Origin of the sequence: Polymorphum gilvum SL003B-26A1, assembly GCF_000192745.1 — a bacterium.
GTDB classification, from domain to species: domain Bacteria; phylum Pseudomonadota; class Alphaproteobacteria; order Rhizobiales; family Stappiaceae; genus Polymorphum; species Polymorphum gilvum.
The window spans coordinates 3,716,072-3,730,738 of the sequence record NC_015259.1 but is presented as its reverse complement, the minus strand read 5'-3'; the positions used below and the strand labels follow the sequence as shown (position 1 = coordinate 3,730,738).

The 14,667-nt window shown below is 69.0% G+C and carries 12 protein-coding genes; 2 read left to right on the top strand and 10 right to left on the bottom strand.

Annotated features, from left to right (window positions below):
- A complete protein-coding gene (locus tag SL003B_RS17410) occupies positions 1-576 on the bottom strand; it encodes a hypothetical protein (RefSeq protein ID WP_013654183.1) in 576 nt (191 codons plus the stop codon).
- A 137-nt stretch (positions 577-713) separates the two neighbouring features.
- A complete protein-coding gene (locus SL003B_RS17405) occupies positions 714-2,165 on the bottom strand; it encodes a sigma-54-dependent transcriptional regulator (RefSeq protein ID WP_013654182.1) in 1,452 nt (483 codons plus the stop codon).
- A 283-nt stretch (positions 2,166-2,448) separates the two neighbouring features.
- Between SL003B_RS17405 and SL003B_RS17400 the strand changes: the two genes are divergently transcribed.
- Positions 2,449-3,936, top strand: coding sequence for an EAL domain-containing protein (locus SL003B_RS17400; RefSeq protein ID WP_013654181.1), 1,488 nt, complete (start codon positions 2,449-2,451; stop codon positions 3,934-3,936).
- A gap of 7 nt (positions 3,937-3,943) precedes the next feature.
- Here SL003B_RS17400 and SL003B_RS17395 read toward each other — a convergent pair whose 3' ends face one another.
- The 8 genes from SL003B_RS17395 to SL003B_RS17360 form a co-directional block, all read right to left on the bottom strand.
- Positions 3,944-5,290 carry a M16 family metallopeptidase gene (locus SL003B_RS17395; RefSeq protein ID WP_013654180.1) on the bottom strand — a complete coding sequence of 449 codons (1,347 nt, stop codon included), beginning with the start codon at positions 5,288-5,290 and terminating at the stop codon, positions 3,944-3,946.
- A gap of 25 nt (positions 5,291-5,315) precedes the next feature.
- Positions 5,316-6,719, bottom strand: coding sequence for a M16 family metallopeptidase (locus SL003B_RS17390; protein ID WP_049792681.1), 1,404 nt, complete (start codon positions 6,717-6,719; stop codon positions 5,316-5,318).
- Between the two features lie 143 nt (positions 6,720-6,862).
- On the bottom strand, positions 6,863-7,582 hold the full coding sequence (locus SL003B_RS17385; RefSeq protein ID WP_242390274.1) for a hypothetical protein: 720 nt from the start codon (positions 7,580-7,582) through the stop codon (positions 6,863-6,865).
- 71 nt (positions 7,583-7,653) lie between these two features.
- A complete protein-coding gene (gene lspA, locus SL003B_RS17380; protein WP_013654177.1) occupies positions 7,654-8,196 on the bottom strand; it encodes a signal peptidase II in 543 nt (180 codons plus the stop codon).
- Between the two features lies 1 nt (position 8,197).
- Positions 8,198-11,188, bottom strand: coding sequence for an isoleucine--tRNA ligase (ileS, locus tag SL003B_RS17375; protein ID WP_013654176.1), 2,991 nt, complete (start codon positions 11,186-11,188; stop codon positions 8,198-8,200).
- 269 nt (positions 11,189-11,457) lie between these two features.
- Positions 11,458-11,910 (bottom strand): MaoC family dehydratase, encoded by a 453-nt coding sequence (locus SL003B_RS17370; RefSeq protein ID WP_013654175.1) that lies wholly within the window; start codon positions 11,908-11,910, stop codon positions 11,458-11,460.
- 92 nt (positions 11,911-12,002) lie between these two features.
- Positions 12,003-12,950, bottom strand: a complete 948-nt coding sequence (locus SL003B_RS17365; protein WP_013654174.1) for a DMT family transporter — start codon at positions 12,948-12,950, stop codon at positions 12,003-12,005.
- A complete protein-coding gene (locus SL003B_RS17360; RefSeq protein ID WP_013654173.1) occupies positions 12,947-13,948 on the bottom strand; it encodes a bifunctional riboflavin kinase/FAD synthetase in 1,002 nt (333 codons plus the stop codon). The genes SL003B_RS17365 and SL003B_RS17360 overlap by 4 nt, the downstream gene beginning before the upstream one ends.
- A gap of 178 nt (positions 13,949-14,126) precedes the next feature.
- Here SL003B_RS17360 and SL003B_RS17355 point away from each other — a divergent pair, with 178 nt between their 5' ends.
- Positions 14,127-14,657, top strand: a complete 531-nt coding sequence (locus SL003B_RS17355) for a flavin reductase family protein (RefSeq protein ID WP_013654172.1) — start codon at positions 14,127-14,129, stop codon at positions 14,655-14,657.
- Positions 14,658-14,667: the final 10 nt, after the last annotated feature.

Below are 14,667 nucleotides of genomic sequence, written 5' to 3'. Positions count from 1 at the left end.
TCAATCGGCGATGGAGAAGGGCAGCTCGAAGCTGGCGGAGCTCGATCCGACAATGTCGGTCAGCGTCGTCGCGAGGACGTACGAGCCGGCCGGCAGGCCGTCGAACCGGAAGCTCAGCGTCGCGTGGAACTCCCGCGACCGCGTCCTGGTCGACCGGCCGAGCGTGGCGAACCCGTCGTCGCGCAGAAGCACCTGTCCGCCTGGCGTGCGCAGTTCGAACCCGGCCTTCAGCTCGATGCCGAAGCCGTCCTGACCGGCGGCGAAGCCGTAGCCGACCGGCTCGGCATAGACCACCAGCGTCTCGTCGCTCCTGAAGACCGAGCTCGCCAGCGGCTCGTACTGGCCGTAGCCGGAGGCCGGCTCGCGCACGAATGTCGCCGCCGTGAAGGCGAGCGGAGCGGCGTCCCAGGCGGCGTCCAGGGCCTCGTAGGCGCTGACGAGCGTTGCGGCAGGCGCGGGAACCCCCGTCTGGGCCCCCGTCTGGGCATGGGCGGCGCCGAACGCGGTCCAGCCCATCAGCAGGGCGCCAACGGTCGCGCTGCAAAGAACCTGCGCGGCAACAAACCTTCCAGACATCTCACGCCCCCCGGCCCACAAGTCTCAATTATTTCGTCGACTTAGCAGACGCCGATATAAACCGGCGCGGTCTCGTGCACAAGCGCATGCGTGCGGTGCGGTAAACGACCCGGCTCCCGTCGGTGCGCGTCGGCGGCCTATTGCAGCCGCTCTGACCAGGATTGGCGCTTGCGATAGATGGTCGACGGACTGATCTCCAGGGCGGCCGCCGCCATCGCGATGTTGCCGTCGAAGGCGTCGAGGGCATCCTCGATGATGCGCCGCTCCTGCGCCCAGAGCGGTTCGATGGTGGCGAAGGGCCGGCTCTGGCGCGCCATCCGGTGGCGATCGCGGGTGTCGTCCGCCGCCGCGCGCGCGCGTCCGCCGCCGTCGCGGATGAGCATCGGCAACATGTCGAGGGTGATCGCCGGACCGTCGTTCATCACCACGATCTGGCGGATGGTGTTTTCCAGCTGGCGGACGTTGCCCGGCCAGGAATAGGCCAGCAGGCGGGCCTGGGCGTCGGCGTCGAAGCCCTTGAACGACCGGCCCTCCTGGGCGGCGAAGCGGGCCAGGAAGGCCCGGGCCAGCGGCATGATGTCGTCGCGCCGCTCGCGCAGGGGGGGCAGATGGACCGGCAGCACGTGCAGACGGTAGAACAGGTCCTCGCGGAACCGCCCCGCGGCGACCTCGGCCGTCGGGTCGCGGTTGGTGGCGCAGATGATGCGCGCGTCGACGGTGCGGTCGCTGCTGTCGCCCAGCCGCTGGAACGTGCCTGTCTGAAGGAAGCGTAGCAGCTTGCTCTGCAAGGCGATTTCCATCTCGCCGATCTCGTCGAGGAACAGCGTGCCGCCGTCGGCCTGTTCGGCCGCCCCGGCGCGGGTGTCGACGGCGCCGGTGAAGGCGCCGCGCACGTGGCCGAAGATCTCGCTTTCCATCAGGTCGCGCGGAATGGCGGCGCAGTTGAGGGTCACGAAACGTCCGCCGCGCCGGTCCGAAAGGTCGTGGACCGCCTGCGCGCACAATTCCTTGCCGGTGCCCGATTCCCCCGTGATGAACACGGGCGCGCCGGACGGCGCCATACGCCTGATCTGATCGTAGACCGAGACCATGGCCGGCGACATGCCGACGAATCGGCCGAAGGCCTCCGTCGTGCCGGTCTGCAGCGTGCGCGCGTCCGCCGGTCCGCCCTCGGCCATCGGGGCCGGCCGCGGCTTTCGGCGCATGCCGAGTTGCGCCTGGACCTTGTCGCCGAGCGCGTCGAGGGAGAACGGCTTGGTCAGGAAATCGTGGGCGCCCGCGCGCATGGCGTTGACCGCGCGCGACACTGATCCCCTGGCGCTGACCGCAATGATCACCGCTCTGGGGCAGCGCACGGCGTAGCGCGCCAGCGCCTCGTCGCCGCCGATGGTTTCCAGGTCTAGGATCAGCACGTCGGTCGGCTGGTCGGCGAGCGCGTCGAGGCAGGCCTTCGGATCGGAATAGAGCACCGGATCGGCGCAGTCGGCGGACAGCTTCGCGCAGACGGTCGCGGCGCGTGTCGCGTCCGCCGGCGAGGCATCGAGAATGCGAACATGGACGGACCTGGCCTGGCCCTGCTGACTCCCCATTCCCGGGTGACTCCCGTTGTTCTCGGTTTTCCTGCGGCGGGATCACTGCGATCCGTCCTGCGAACTTTCTGCCAACAGGGTAAACAAAGCGTTGTCATGGCCCGCGGGCGCGGCGATTTCCGCCCCGGGGGGCGGCGTGCAATGCCCGCCGTTCGGCGCTATTGTCGGGGACAAGCGCAGTGCAGCGCTTGCCTCCGGCGCGAAGGGATTCGGAACGCCGGTCGCTTTCGGGCAAAATCCCGGGAGCGGACATTGATTCGAAGCAACAAAACCACAGGCGGCAATGGGGCGCGGCACGACCATATTCATCGTCACCTGCATGGGGATCATCGCCCTGTCGGTGGCTGCGGTGCTGGTCTATCGGTTCGGCCGTCCGGCCGGCGAAGCGCTGTCGCTGTCGCTGGCGATGATGTGCACCATGATCATGGTGCACGTCCTCCTGTCGCGCTCGCGCGACCGCGGCGCGGTCAGCGAGGCCGTCGATCGCCTGGAAGACCGGCTGGCCGAGATCGACGGCGACGTCGCCAACCTGGAAGGGCGGCTGTCCGGCGTCGAGCACACCATTCCGCGCCGCACGCGCGAGGAGATCGATCCCCTGTTCGCCGAAGTCGAGGTCCTCGGCACGCTGGTCAAGCAGATGGCCGAGGCCATGTCCGACATGGAGGGCCGGTTCGAGGAACAGCGCGCGCTGGCAGCGCCGCCGCCGCCGCCGGAACTGGCCTATCGTGGCGGCGGCGAGCCGGCCTATGCCGCGGCTGCCCGGCCTCACGATCCGGCGCCCGCCTACAGGGGCCAGCCGGTCTATGCGCCCATCCATGATGTGGGCCATCGCGAGTCCGCGCGCCACGCCGAAACGCCGCCGGCGGCGTATCTCCACGACCCTGCCACGGCTCAGCCGCCGCTGACGGCCGGCCGACGCGACAGGCCCGAGCTGGGCGACCCGATCCTGGAAGACCTGCCGCCGTTCGAGGCGCCGAAAGCGGATCCGGCGATGCGCGAGCTGATCCGCGGGGCGCTGAACGCCAACCGGGTCGATCTCTATCTTCAGCCCATCGTCACGTTGCCCCAGCGGCGGGTGAAATACTACGAGGCGTTGACCCGGCTGCGCGACGCCAACGGGCAGACGCTGGAGCCGCGCGTGTTCATGGCCGAGGCGATCCGGTCCGGTCTGGTGCCGCGGATCGACAACCTGCTGCTGTTCCGCTCCGTGCAGGTGATCCGCAAGCTGGCCAACCGTAATCGCGACGCGGCGCTGTTCTGCAATGTGTCGTCGCTGTCGCTGGTCGACGAGACCTTCTTCCCGGGCTTCCTGGAATTCGTCCGCGCCAACCGCAATTTCGGCGACCTGCTGATCTTCGAGTTCACGCAGGCCGACGTTGCCCAGATGGGGGTGATGGAGATGGAAAGCCTCGGCGCCCTGGCCGAAATCGGCTTCCGTTTCTCGATCGACCAGATCGTCGACCTGAAGATGGACTTCAAGGCGCTGGCCGACCGGGGTTTCCGCTTCGCCAAGCTGAACGCGGACTACCTGATCGGCCGCAAGGGGACCGATCACGGCCACATCCATCCGGCCGACTTCGGCGACCTGCTCAACCGCTACGGCATGGAACTGGTCGCCGACCACGTCGAGACCGAATCCCAGGTCCTCGAACTGCTCGATTTCGACGTCAAGCTGGCGCAGGGCTTCCTATTCTCGCCGCCGCGCCCGGTCAGGGCGGAGATTCTGCAGGGCGCTCCGGCGCCCGCGCCCCGCAAGCGGGCCGCGGGCTGAGGATCGGTCAGTTTGTCGCCGGTCCGACCGTCACCACGGTCGGCGTCTTGCCCGCAAGGTAGCGCTGTGCGACGCGCTTGACGTCCTCGAGCGTCACGGCCTCGATCTCGGCGTTGCGCCGGTCGAAGTAGTCGATGCCCAGCCCCGCATTCTGCAGCGCCACGAGCTGGCCCGCGATCTTGCCCGATGTGTCGAAACGCAGGGCATAGGAACCGGTCAGGAAGCTCTTCGCCTTGGCGAGGTCTTCGGGCGTCGGGCCGTCCGCAGCCATGCGCTCGAACTGTTGCAGGATGATGTCCAGCGTCTCCGAGGCCCGGTCTGCGCGCGTTGCGCCCGACGCGAACAGCACGCCGGAGCGGTCATACGGCGACAGGTCGGTGCCAACGCTGTAGGAGAGCCCGCGCTTTTCCCGAACCTCCCTGTAGAGCCAGGAGGTGAAGCTGCCGCCGCCCAGGATATGGTTCATCACGAAGGCGGACTGGTAGTCGGGATCGTCGCGTTTCGGACCTGGAAGGCCGAGCAGCACCGTCGTCTGCGGCACGTCCAGCGTCTCGTCGACGCGGATCCCGGTCTCCGGCTGCGTTTCGGCGACCGGGACCAGATCGCCCTGCTCGGGGAGCCCGGCGAAGGTCCTGTCGAGCAGGACGGAGAGCGTGTCGGCGTCAATCGCCCCGACCACGCCGATGGTCAGGCCCTTGCGCGCGACGAGGCGGCGATGTTGGGCGACGAGGTCGTCGCGGGTCAGCGCCGGCACGCTCGTCTCCGTGCCGTTCGACGGCCGCGCATAGGGATGGTCGGGGAAGGCCGCGCGCATGAAGGCCTTGGAGGCGATGGCGTCCGGATCCCGCGTCTCGCGCTTCAGACCGGACACGATCTGGGACTTCATCCGGTCGACGGCGTCCTCGTCGAAACGGGGGGCCGAAAGCGCCAGGTGCAGGAGGTCGAAGGCGTCCTCGCCGGTATCCGTCAGGCTTCTCAGGCTGCCGTAGAAGCGGTCCATGCCGGCATTGAAGCTGATGCTGACGGCAAGCTCCTCCAGCCGTGCCTGGAAGGCCTCGGACGTCAGTTCGCCGGCTCCTTCGTCCAGCGTCGCCGCGAGCAGGCGCGTGACGCCTTCCTTGCCGTCGGGGTCCTGCGTGGAGCCGCCCTCGAACGAGAAGTTCAGCGCGATCAGAGGCACCGTGTGATCCTCGACCAGCCAGGCCTCGATCCCACCGGGACTGACGATGCGTTGGATCGCGGTCGCCTGGGCCGCGAGCCCGGTGAGCGCAAGCAGCAGCAGGGCGGCAAGACCGGTCAGCGAGCCGGTCATCGACAGGCGCAGCAGGGCGCCGGGACGTGTCTGCATCGTCATGTCCGTCTCCGTGGAACGTGGCCCGTCAGGACCTGCTGTTCGGGTCGGCATCGTCGGCCGGCTTCAGGTAGCCGGTGACCGGCGGGGCGAGCAGCCGGCGTGCCGCCGTCTGGATGTCCTCGCGGGTTACCGCCTGGATCTGCGCGGGCCAGGTCTGCACGTCCTCGATCGCCTGCCCGCTGGTCAGGGCGCTGCCGAAGATGCGGGCGAGCCGCATCTGGCTGTCCTGGGCGTAGATCGCATCTGCGATCAGGCGGCGCTTCGCGCGGTCGAGCTCTGCCTCGCTGACGCCGGTCTCGGCGACGGCGCGAATGGTCTCGGCGATGATCGTGTCCATTTCCTCCAGCGTGTGACCGTCACGCGGCGTGGCGTAGACCAGGAAGCGGGTGTCGTCGAGCGACGTGTCCTGGTAGTAGCTGCCGATGGAGATCGCGCTCCCGGCTTCCAGGACCGCCGCCTTGTGCAGGCGGCTGGTGGCGCCGCCGCCAAGGATCTTTGCCAGCAGTTCCAGCGCTTCCGGCTCGCGATCCGCGCCGGTTGCCTGGCTGGGAACCAGCCAGGTCTGGGTCACCGACGGCTGGCGCACCCGGGGGTCTTCGAGCGTGACGGAGCGGGCGCCGGCCAGCGGTGGCTCGCTCGGCCGCAGCCGCTCGCCAGGCTCGGCCCTGCGCGGCACCTTGCCATAGGTGTCTTGCGCCAGGCGCCGGACCTCGTCCGCCTCGACGTCGCCGGCGACCACCAGAATGGCGTTGTTGGGCGTGTAGAAGCGGTCGTAGAAGGCGATCGCCGCCGCGCTGTTCAGCGCCTCGATCTCGCTTTCCCAGCCGATCACCGGCGAGCCGTAGGGATGGTTGACATAGGCGACGGCCGACAGCGTCTCCTGCAGGCGCGCGGCCGGGTCGCTGTCGACGCGCATGCGCCGTTCCTCCAGCACCACGTCGCGCTCCGGCGCGACGACCGCGTCTGTCAGAACCAGGTTCTGCATGCGGTCCGCCTCCAGCTCCATCATCAGCGGCAGGTGCTCCTTGGCGACGCGCTGGAAATAGGCGGTGTAGTCGTTGCTGGTGAAGGCATTTTCCTGGCCGCCCAGTTCGGCGACCATGGCCGAGAAGGCGCCGTCGGGATGGGTCGTCGTGCCCTTGAACATCAGGTGTTCGAGGAAATGCGCCACGCCGGACTGGCCGGGCGGCTCGTCCGCCGCGCCGACCTTGTACCAGATCATGTGGGTGGCGACCGGTGCCCGATGGTCCGGAATGACCACGACCTGCAGGCCGTTGTCGAGGCTGAAGTGGCTGAGGTTCGGCGCGATGGTGACCGTGTCGCCGGCCTGCGCCGGGGCACCGCCCAGGAGCGCCACCGGCGCCTGCAACAGAAGGGCGCAGGCAAGGGCGGCAAGCGGCTTGTGCGGCAGCCGAAGAGTCAGGGGCATGGACTGGATCTCCCGTTGCCGGTCCGGCCGCATGCGTGCGCGGTCCCGTCCCGGTGTCCCGCAATATAGGCGGCGTTCCGGAGCCGGCCCGTTAAATTTTGGTCATGTTGGCGAAGCGACGGGCGGCGTCCGCCCCGCGCGGCTCAGTCCATGATGCAGTCGTCGGTCGCCGACGGGACGCAGCCGGGCCGCAGCTTGCCGCCTTCCATCTCGCGGGCAACGCGCTCCTTGAGCTGCTTGTCGTCCGAGGGAGCGACCAGCGGCGCGTTGGCGGCGGGCGTGCTGTAGGCCACCGGCGGTTCGATCAGGAAGCGGCGCACGGGCCTGCCCTCGGGATCGAACAGCCGCGACGTGTCGACCTTGGTCGCGCCTTCGTGCTGGGCCTTCATTTCCGCCGGCGTCAGGCGCGCGCCCTCGCGGATCTCGGCGTCGCGGGCGTCGCGCACCGGGTCCGGGCGGCTGCCGTCGCCGATGCGGATGCCGCGCATCTGCTCGGGGGTCAGCAGGCTGGTGTTGGGGTCGCCGCCGGCGTAGATCGCCCGCAGTTCCTTCAGTTCCTTGTCGTCGTTCTGCGGCCAGTTGGCGGCGACCTGAGACTGCTTGTCGTCTTCGGGCGGCGGCAGGTCGTCTAGCTTGGCCGGCATCGCCAGTGGCGCCCGGGGCTTGTAGTCGATCGGCTTGGCCTGCGGGTCGACGGCGCCGAGCCCGGACATGATCTGGCGCACCGCGGCGCGGTCGACGCCTTCCTCGTAACCTTCGGAATTGCTCACGCAGCCGGCCAGCAGCAGGCTCGCGAAAGCCGCCGCAAGGGGCCCCGCCAGCGCCACGCCGCGCCGCATTCCGGAAGTGTTCTGAGAGCTCATCCACCGCACGTCGCCGGTTCCCGTCTTGCTGTGATGCCGTCGGCAACCCGTTGCGGAGCTACCTCACACGACTATCCGTCCGCGTTCGGGTCCTTAGACCCGGATTTTGCGGCATTATTTGGACCGCTTGCGAAACCGTCATACAGGAGACCGGCGACGCCGGCAACGATCCAGGCGTCGGCGAGGTTGAACACGTACCAGGAGAAGGTGCCGACATGGATGTGCACGAAGTCGGCGACCGCTCCGTAGGCGAAGCGGTCGACGCCGTTGCCGAGCGCTCCGCCGATGACCAGCGCAAGCGCCAGAGCGGCGAGGCGCGTCGTGGCGCGCACCGACCAGATCCACAGGCCGACCGCCGCCGCCAGCGTAAACAGCGCCAGCGCCCACCGCCCGACCGGGCCGTCCTGCTGGAACAGCCCGTAGGAGATGCCCCGGTTCCACACCATCACCAGGTCGAGCACCGGCAGCACAGCGACGGAGCCGCGTGCCGGCAGGTCGAACACGAACAGCACCCACAGCTTGGTCGCCTGGTCGAGCACGAAGCCGGCGAGCGCCACGGCGGCGACGAAGCCGCTCCTGGAGCCCCACAGCCAGCGCGCGGTCCAGCCGTCCACGTCACGCTGCCTTGTGCGCCGCGTCCCACTCGCGCAGCGCCGCCGCGTCGCGCGGGGTGACGTCCGGATAGTCCGGATCCGAGCCGACCTCGGGCAGAATCTTCCACGAGCGGGCGCACTTTCGGCCTTCGGCCAAGCCCGGCACCACGGCGACGCCGCGGGTATCGTCGAGCGCGAAGGCGCCCTCCGGCGCCGGTCGGTCGGTCAACGTCAGCTGGCTGGTGATGCAGATGTCGGCCATGTCGATGCCGGCGAGCGCGGCCACCAGCTCCGGATCGGTAACATGGACGACCGGATGCGCTTCCAGCGAGGAGCCGATGCGCTTGTCGCGCCGCTCGATCTCCAGCGCGCCGGTGACGACGCGCCGCACGGTGCGGATGCGCGCCCATTTCGCCGCCAGCGCGTCGTCGCGCCACGCGGCCGGCACCTGCGGGAACAGCTGCAGATGCACCGAGCCGTCCTCGGAGGGATGGCGCGCCAGCCAGCTCTCCTCCATGGTGAAGGGCAGCATCGGCGCCAGCCAGGTGACCAGGCAGTCGAACAGCCGGTCGATGACGTGGAGCGCGGCCTTGCGCCGCACCGACGACGCTGGATCGCAGTAGAGCGCGTCCTTGCGCACGTCGAAATAGAACGCCGACAACTCCACCGTCATGAAGGTGAACAGGTGGTGCGAGACCTTCTTGTAGTCGAACGCCCAGTAGGCCTCGCGCACCAGCGCGTCGAGCTCGGCCAGCCGGTGCAGCATGAGGCGCTCCAGCTCCGGCATGTCGGCGAGCGCCACCGTTTCGCCGCGGTAATGGGCGAGCGAGCCGAGCATCCAGCGGATAGTGTTGCGCAGCTTGCGGTAGCTGTCGACGTTGGTCTTGAGGATCTCCGGCCCGATGCGCTGGTCCTCGGCATAGTCCGACGAGGCCACCCACAGGCGCAGGATGTCGGCGCCGTACTGCTTGATGACGTCCTGCGGGAACACCTGGTTGCCGAGCGACTTGGACATCTTGCGCCCGTCCTCGGCCATGGTGAAGCCGTGGGTCAGCACCGCGTCGTAGGGCGCGTGGCGGCGTGTGCCGCAGCTTTCCAGCAGCGAGGAGTGGAACCAGCCGCGGTGCTGGTCGGAGCCCTCCAAGTAGAGCACGTAGTCCTCGCCGCCGAGACCGCGCCGCTTCGGCATCAGGTCGGCGCGCTTTTCCAGGCAGAAGGCGTGGGTCGAGCCGCTGTCGAACCAGACGTCGAGGATGTCGTCGACCTTGTCCCACTCCTCGGCCCGATAGGCGTCTCCGAGGAAGCGCTCCCTGGCGCCGGGGGCGAACCAGGCGTCGGCGCCCTCGGCGCGGAACGCCTCGACGATGCGAGCATTGACGGCCGGATCCTTCAGCACCTCGCCGGTGTCCCGGTTGACGAACACGGTGATCGGCACGCCCCAGGCCCGTTGCCGGGACAGCACCCAGTCGGGCCGGTTCTCGATCATCGAGCGCAGCCGGCGCTGGCCGCCGGCCGGCACGAAACGCGTGGCGTCGATGGCGGCCAGCGCGCGCGCGCGCAAGGTGTCGCCAGAACCGTCATTGGTGCCTTCGATCGCGCGGTCCATGTAGACGAACCACTGCGGCGTGTTGCGGAAGATGATCGGCTTCTTGGAGCGCCAGGAATGCGGATACTGGTGCTTGAGCCGGCCGAGGCCGATCAGCGCGCCGGCCTCCTTCAGCCTCTCGATGTTGGCCTTATTGGCCTTGCCCTTCTCGCCCTTGTGGTCGATCACCTGGATGCCGTCGAAGCCCGGCGCGTCCTTGGTGTAGAAGCCGTCGTCGGCGACGGTGAACGGGATCGCCGTGTCGATGCCGTGCGCCTCCAGCTCGCGCGCCTTCGCCGTCCAGATCTCGAAGTCGTCGGTGCCGTGGCCGGGCGCGGTGTGCACGAAGCCGGTGCCGGCGTCGTCGGTGACGTGCTCGCCGTCCAAGAGCGGCACGTCGAAGGCGTAGCCGCCGAGGCCGAGCTCGCGGTAGGGATGGGCGCAGGTAATCGCGCCGAGTTCGTCGGCGGTGACAGTGCGGAGCTTGCGGAACGCGCCGATGCGCGCGTTCTTGAACACGTCCTCGGCCAGCGCGTCGGCGAGGATCAGCCGGTCGCCCTTCTGCACCCAGTTTTCGTCCGGCAGCCCGTCCTGCGTCACCTCGTAGAGGCCGTAGGCGATCCTGGCGGAATAGGAGATCGCCCGGTTGCCCGGGATGGTCCACGGCGTGGTTGTCCAGATGACGACAGAGGCGTCAAGCAGGTCTTCGGCGGCGGCTTCGTCGGTGCCGCCCGCCTCGATCACCGGGAACTTCACCCAGATCATGTCCGACTGGTAGTCGTGGTACTCGATCTCGGCCTCGGCCAGCGCGGTCTTCTCGACCACCGACCACATCACCGGCTTGGAGCCGCGGTAGAGCTGGCCGGAGGTGGCGAACTTCATCAGTTCCTCGGCGATCACCGCCTCGCTGTCGAAGTTCATGGTCAGATAGGGGGTGTCCCAGTCGCCTTCGATGCCGAGCCGGCGGAACTCGTCGCGCTGCACGCCGATCCAGTGCTCGGCATAGGCGCGGCATTCCTGGCGGAAGGCGATCATCGCCTCCGGATCGGCGAGATCCGGCTTCTGCCGGCCCTTGGAGCGGTAGTTCTCCTCCTCGATCTTCCACTCGATCGGCAGTCCGTGGCAGTCCCAGCCGGGCACGTAGTTGCTGTCGTAGCCCAGCATCTGCATGGAGCGCGTGACGATGTCCTTCAGCGTCTTGTTCAGCGCATGGCCGATGTGGATGTGGCCGTTGGCGTAGGGCGGGCCGTCGTGCAGCAGGAACTTCGCCTTGCCCTTTGCCGCCGCGCGCAGGCGGCCGTAGAGGCCGAGCTTCTGCCAGCGCGCGAGGATCTCCGGCTCCTTCTGCGGCAGGCCGGCGCGCATGGGGAAGTCGGTGGTCGGCAGGTTCAGCGTTTCGGAATAGTCGCGGCTCGGGGTCTCGGTCATCGAATGGGATCCGCAGGTGGGGCGCTGGCATGCGCCGGAATTCGGACGGTCGGGTCGCGGAGCGGCACGCCCTTGCGGCGGCGGTCCGGCGGTCGTGGACGTGCTCCCGGTCCTTCGGCGCCGCGCGGGGCGTCAGCCGAAGGCCGGGCCGGTAATTCGCAGGCCGGCGGCAGCCTGGCTCCGGCGGAAGGGCGCATGACGGGTCATGCCGGCTCTACTACCAGCGTCGCGAAACGGAATAAAGCGCGAAATGGCATCGCGGCCGCGCCTCAATGGGCGGTTCGGGCGGCCCGGCGCGGCATGACCAGCGCCTCGCCGTCGAGCACGGTCCGCCCGTCCACCTCGGAGCGCACGGAGATGGTCGCGAAGCCGCGCTGCGGGTCGAGGCTGGTCACGGTCGCGGTCGAGACCACGGTGTCGCCCGGATAGACCGGGGCGCGGAAGTTGAACGACTGCGACACGTAGATGCCGCCGGCGCCGGGCAGCTTCATGCCCATCACCTTGGAAATCAGCGACGCGGTCAGAAGCCCGTGCGCGATCGGCCGCTTGAAGCGCGTGCCAGCGGCATAGTCGGCGTCGAAATGCACCGGATTGTAGTCGCCGCTCGCCGCGGCGAACTGCGCGATCATCGTCTCGGTCACAGTGTCGACGCTCTCGGCACGCATGCCGATCTCCAGATCCTCGAATGCGTAGCTGGTGTGGTCGGCGGGCGAGGACGTCATCGGGAGCCTTTCGGGAAACGGACGGGAATTCAGTGCAAGGACGCCTGCGGTCCGCAGTTTTTGCTGCGCTGCCGCAAAAATCAAGGACCTGCTCACTCGACCGCGCCGGTGCGGTCGGCGGTCCCGGCCGCCACGACGGTCGCGCGAACGCGCTCGCGGTGGGCGATGTAGAGCCCGCTGCCGACGATGAGCGCGATGCCGCCCCAGGTCGGCAGGTCGGGGAAGTCGCCGAACACCAGGAAGCCGAACAGGGTCGCGCTGACGATCTCCAGATAGTTGAACGGCGCGAGCACGGAGGCCGGAGCCAGCGCGAAGGCCCGCACGATGAGCCCGTGGGCGAAGAACGAGATGGCGCCGATGACGGCGAGCAGGCCGAGTTCGGGCACGCCGGGCAATACCAGCGGCTCGGCCGTCGCTCCGGTGGCGCCGACGACCAGCAGCGCTGCCCCGAGCACTGCGGCGCCGCCAAGCGCGGTGGTGAACTGGATCGACAGCATGCTGTCCTCGCCGGACAGGTGCCGCGTGATCAGCAGGTAGAGCGCGAACAGGAAGGCGGTGACCAGCGGCAGCACCGCCACCGGTCCGAACTCGGCGAAGCCCGGGCGGATGATCAGCAGCGCGCCGGCGAGGCCGACAGCGATCGCGATCCAGCGCCGGAAGCCGACTGTCTCGCGCAGGAAGACGGCCGACAGGCCGGTTAGGATCATCGGCTCGACGAAGAAGATGGCGATCGCGTCGGCGACCGGCATGACCTTCACGGCCGTGAAGAAGGCGAAGGTCGCTCCGGCCAGCAGGACGCCGCGCAGCAGGTTGGCGCGCCAGCGTCGCGTCCGAAGCGCCGCGAAGCCGGGTCCGATTGCCGCGGTCAGGACCGCGAAGGCGCCCTGGAACGCGAACCGCCCGAAGGCGATCTCGAGCGGCGGCAGCACGGCGGACAGATATTTGGCGACGATGTCCATCAAGGGCACGATCAGCATCGCCGCCGTCATCAGGACGATGCCGCGCAGGGTGTCGGCCGGGGTGGACGGGGCCGGCGTCATTCCACGCCTTGGGCGCCGAGGGCGAGGTCGAGCGCCGACAGCGGCCGCGCCGAGGCAAGGGCGGCCCGGGCCTCGTCGCTGTCCCTGTCCATCTGCGCGATCAGGGCCTCGATGCCGTCGAAGCGCGCCTCGGGGCGCAGGAACGACACGAAGCTCACCCGCATGGTTCGGCCGTAGAGATCACCGGCAAAGTCGAACAGGAACGTCTCCAGCAGCGGCGCGCCGTTGTCGAACATCGGCCGGCGGCCGAAGCTCGCGACGCCCTCGTGGCGCTGCCCGTCGACCTGGACCTGGACGGCGTAGATGCCGTGCCTGAGCGTGCATTCCGGCGCCAGACGGAGATTCGCAGTCGGATAGCCGAGATCGCGACCGCGCTTCTCACCGTGCTCGACCGTGCCCTCGACGAACCAGCGATAGCCGAGCAGGGCGTTGGCCAGCACGAGGTCGCCGTCCGCAAGCGCGGCACGGATGCGCGACGACGAGATGACCTCGCCGCCCTCGTCGTTCTCCGCCTCGACGATGTTGACGCCGAAGCCGTGGTCCCGGCCCGCGTTGCGCAGGTAGTCGGGCGTGCCGGCGCGCGCCTTGCCGAAATGGAAGTCGTAGCCGGTCACCGCGTGGCGGATCCGCAGCGTGTCGATCAGGATGCCGCGCACGAAGTCGGCGGCTTCCATGCCGGCGAAATCGTGGGTGAACGGCACCACCAGCAGGCCGTCGAGGCCAAAGGCCTCCATCACCGCCGCCTTGATCGGGGCCGGGGTCAGGCGGAAAACCGGCCGGGACGGGTTGAACACCGTGCGCGGATGCGGCTCGAAGGTCATCGCATAGACCGGCTCGCCGGTTGCGCGAGCGACCGCCGCGGCCTCGTCGAGCACGGCGCGGTGGCCGCGGTGGACGCCGTCGAAGTTGCCGATCGCCACGACGCCGCCGCGCAGATGCGCGGGAAAGGCGGCAAGGTCGTCGACCAGGGAAAAACGGACGGCGGACGTGTCGGGCATGCGCGGGAACCTGGCGGGCGACAGCGGGAACGGCGGGTGCGCCGGACCCTGCCGCCTTCGCGGCGAAAGGTCAAGCATCGCGCTGACGCGTGGCGCGCGGCGCGGAGCGCGATGGTGTAGACTGGACCCCGGCGGCCTCCAGGGGCTGTCCTTCGTCCTTTCGCGTGGAGGTCGCCCCATGTTCGAAGAGTTGCCGCTTGCCGAGGTCTACCGGCTGATCGAACCCGGTCCCGTCGTCCTGTTGACCACCGCAGACGAGGGGCGGGCCAATGTCATGGCCATGTCCTGGCACATGATGATGGAATTCACCCCGCCGCTGGTCGCCTGCCTGGTCAGTGGCTCCTACAGCTTCGCCGCCCTGCGCGCGACCGGCGAATGCGTGATCGCCATTCCCGACGTCGGCCTCGCGCCGAAGGTGGTCGCCGCCGGCAATTGCTCGGGGCGCACGGTCGACAAGTTCAGGGAGATCGGGCTCACGCCGCTGCCGGCGGCCGAGGTCGGCGCGCCGCTGGTCGCGGAGTGTTTCGCCAACCTGGAATGCCGGGTGGTCGACGACGGCTTCGTCAAGCGCTACAACCTGTTCGTCCTGGAGGTGGTACGGGCCTGGCGCGATCCTGCGCAGGCCGCGCCGAAGACGATCCACCACACCGGCTACGGTCATTTCGTCGTCGACGGCGAGACCATCGCCCTGCCGTCGAAGATGCCCTGAGCCCTGGCGC

Excerpts from the sequence above, each read along its gene's own strand:
- SL003B_RS17355 (WP_013654172.1), top strand. The coding sequence starts at position 14,127 with ATGTTCGAAGAGTTGCCGCTTGCCGAGGTCTACCGGCTGATCGAACCC.
- SL003B_RS17410 (WP_013654183.1), bottom strand. The coding sequence starts at position 576 with ATGTCTGGAAGGTTTGTTGCCGCGCAGGTTCTTTGCAGCGCGACCGTT.
- SL003B_RS17395 (WP_013654180.1), bottom strand. The coding sequence starts at position 5,290 with ATGACGATGCAGACACGTCCCGGCGCCCTGCTGCGCCTGTCGATGACC.
- SL003B_RS17360 (WP_013654173.1), bottom strand. The coding sequence starts at position 13,948 with ATGCCCGACACGTCCGCCGTCCGTTTTTCCCTGGTCGACGACCTTGCC.
- ileS (WP_013654176.1), bottom strand. The coding sequence starts at position 11,188 with ATGACCGAGACCCCGAGCCGCGACTATTCCGAAACGCTGAACCTGCCG.
- SL003B_RS17365 (WP_013654174.1), bottom strand. The coding sequence starts at position 12,950 with ATGACGCCGGCCCCGTCCACCCCGGCCGACACCCTGCGCGGCATCGTC.
- SL003B_RS17400 (WP_013654181.1), top strand. The coding sequence starts at position 2,449 with ATGGGGCGCGGCACGACCATATTCATCGTCACCTGCATGGGGATCATC.
- SL003B_RS17370 (WP_013654175.1), bottom strand. The coding sequence starts at position 11,910 with ATGACGTCCTCGCCCGCCGACCACACCAGCTACGCATTCGAGGATCTG.
- SL003B_RS17385 (WP_242390274.1), bottom strand. The coding sequence starts at position 7,582 with ATGAGCTCTCAGAACACTTCCGGAATGCGGCGCGGCGTGGCGCTGGCG.
- SL003B_RS17405 (WP_013654182.1), bottom strand. The coding sequence starts at position 2,165 with ATGGGGAGTCAGCAGGGCCAGGCCAGGTCCGTCCATGTTCGCATTCTC.
- SL003B_RS17390 (WP_049792681.1), bottom strand. The coding sequence starts at position 6,719 with ATGCCCCTGACTCTTCGGCTGCCGCACAAGCCGCTTGCCGCCCTTGCC.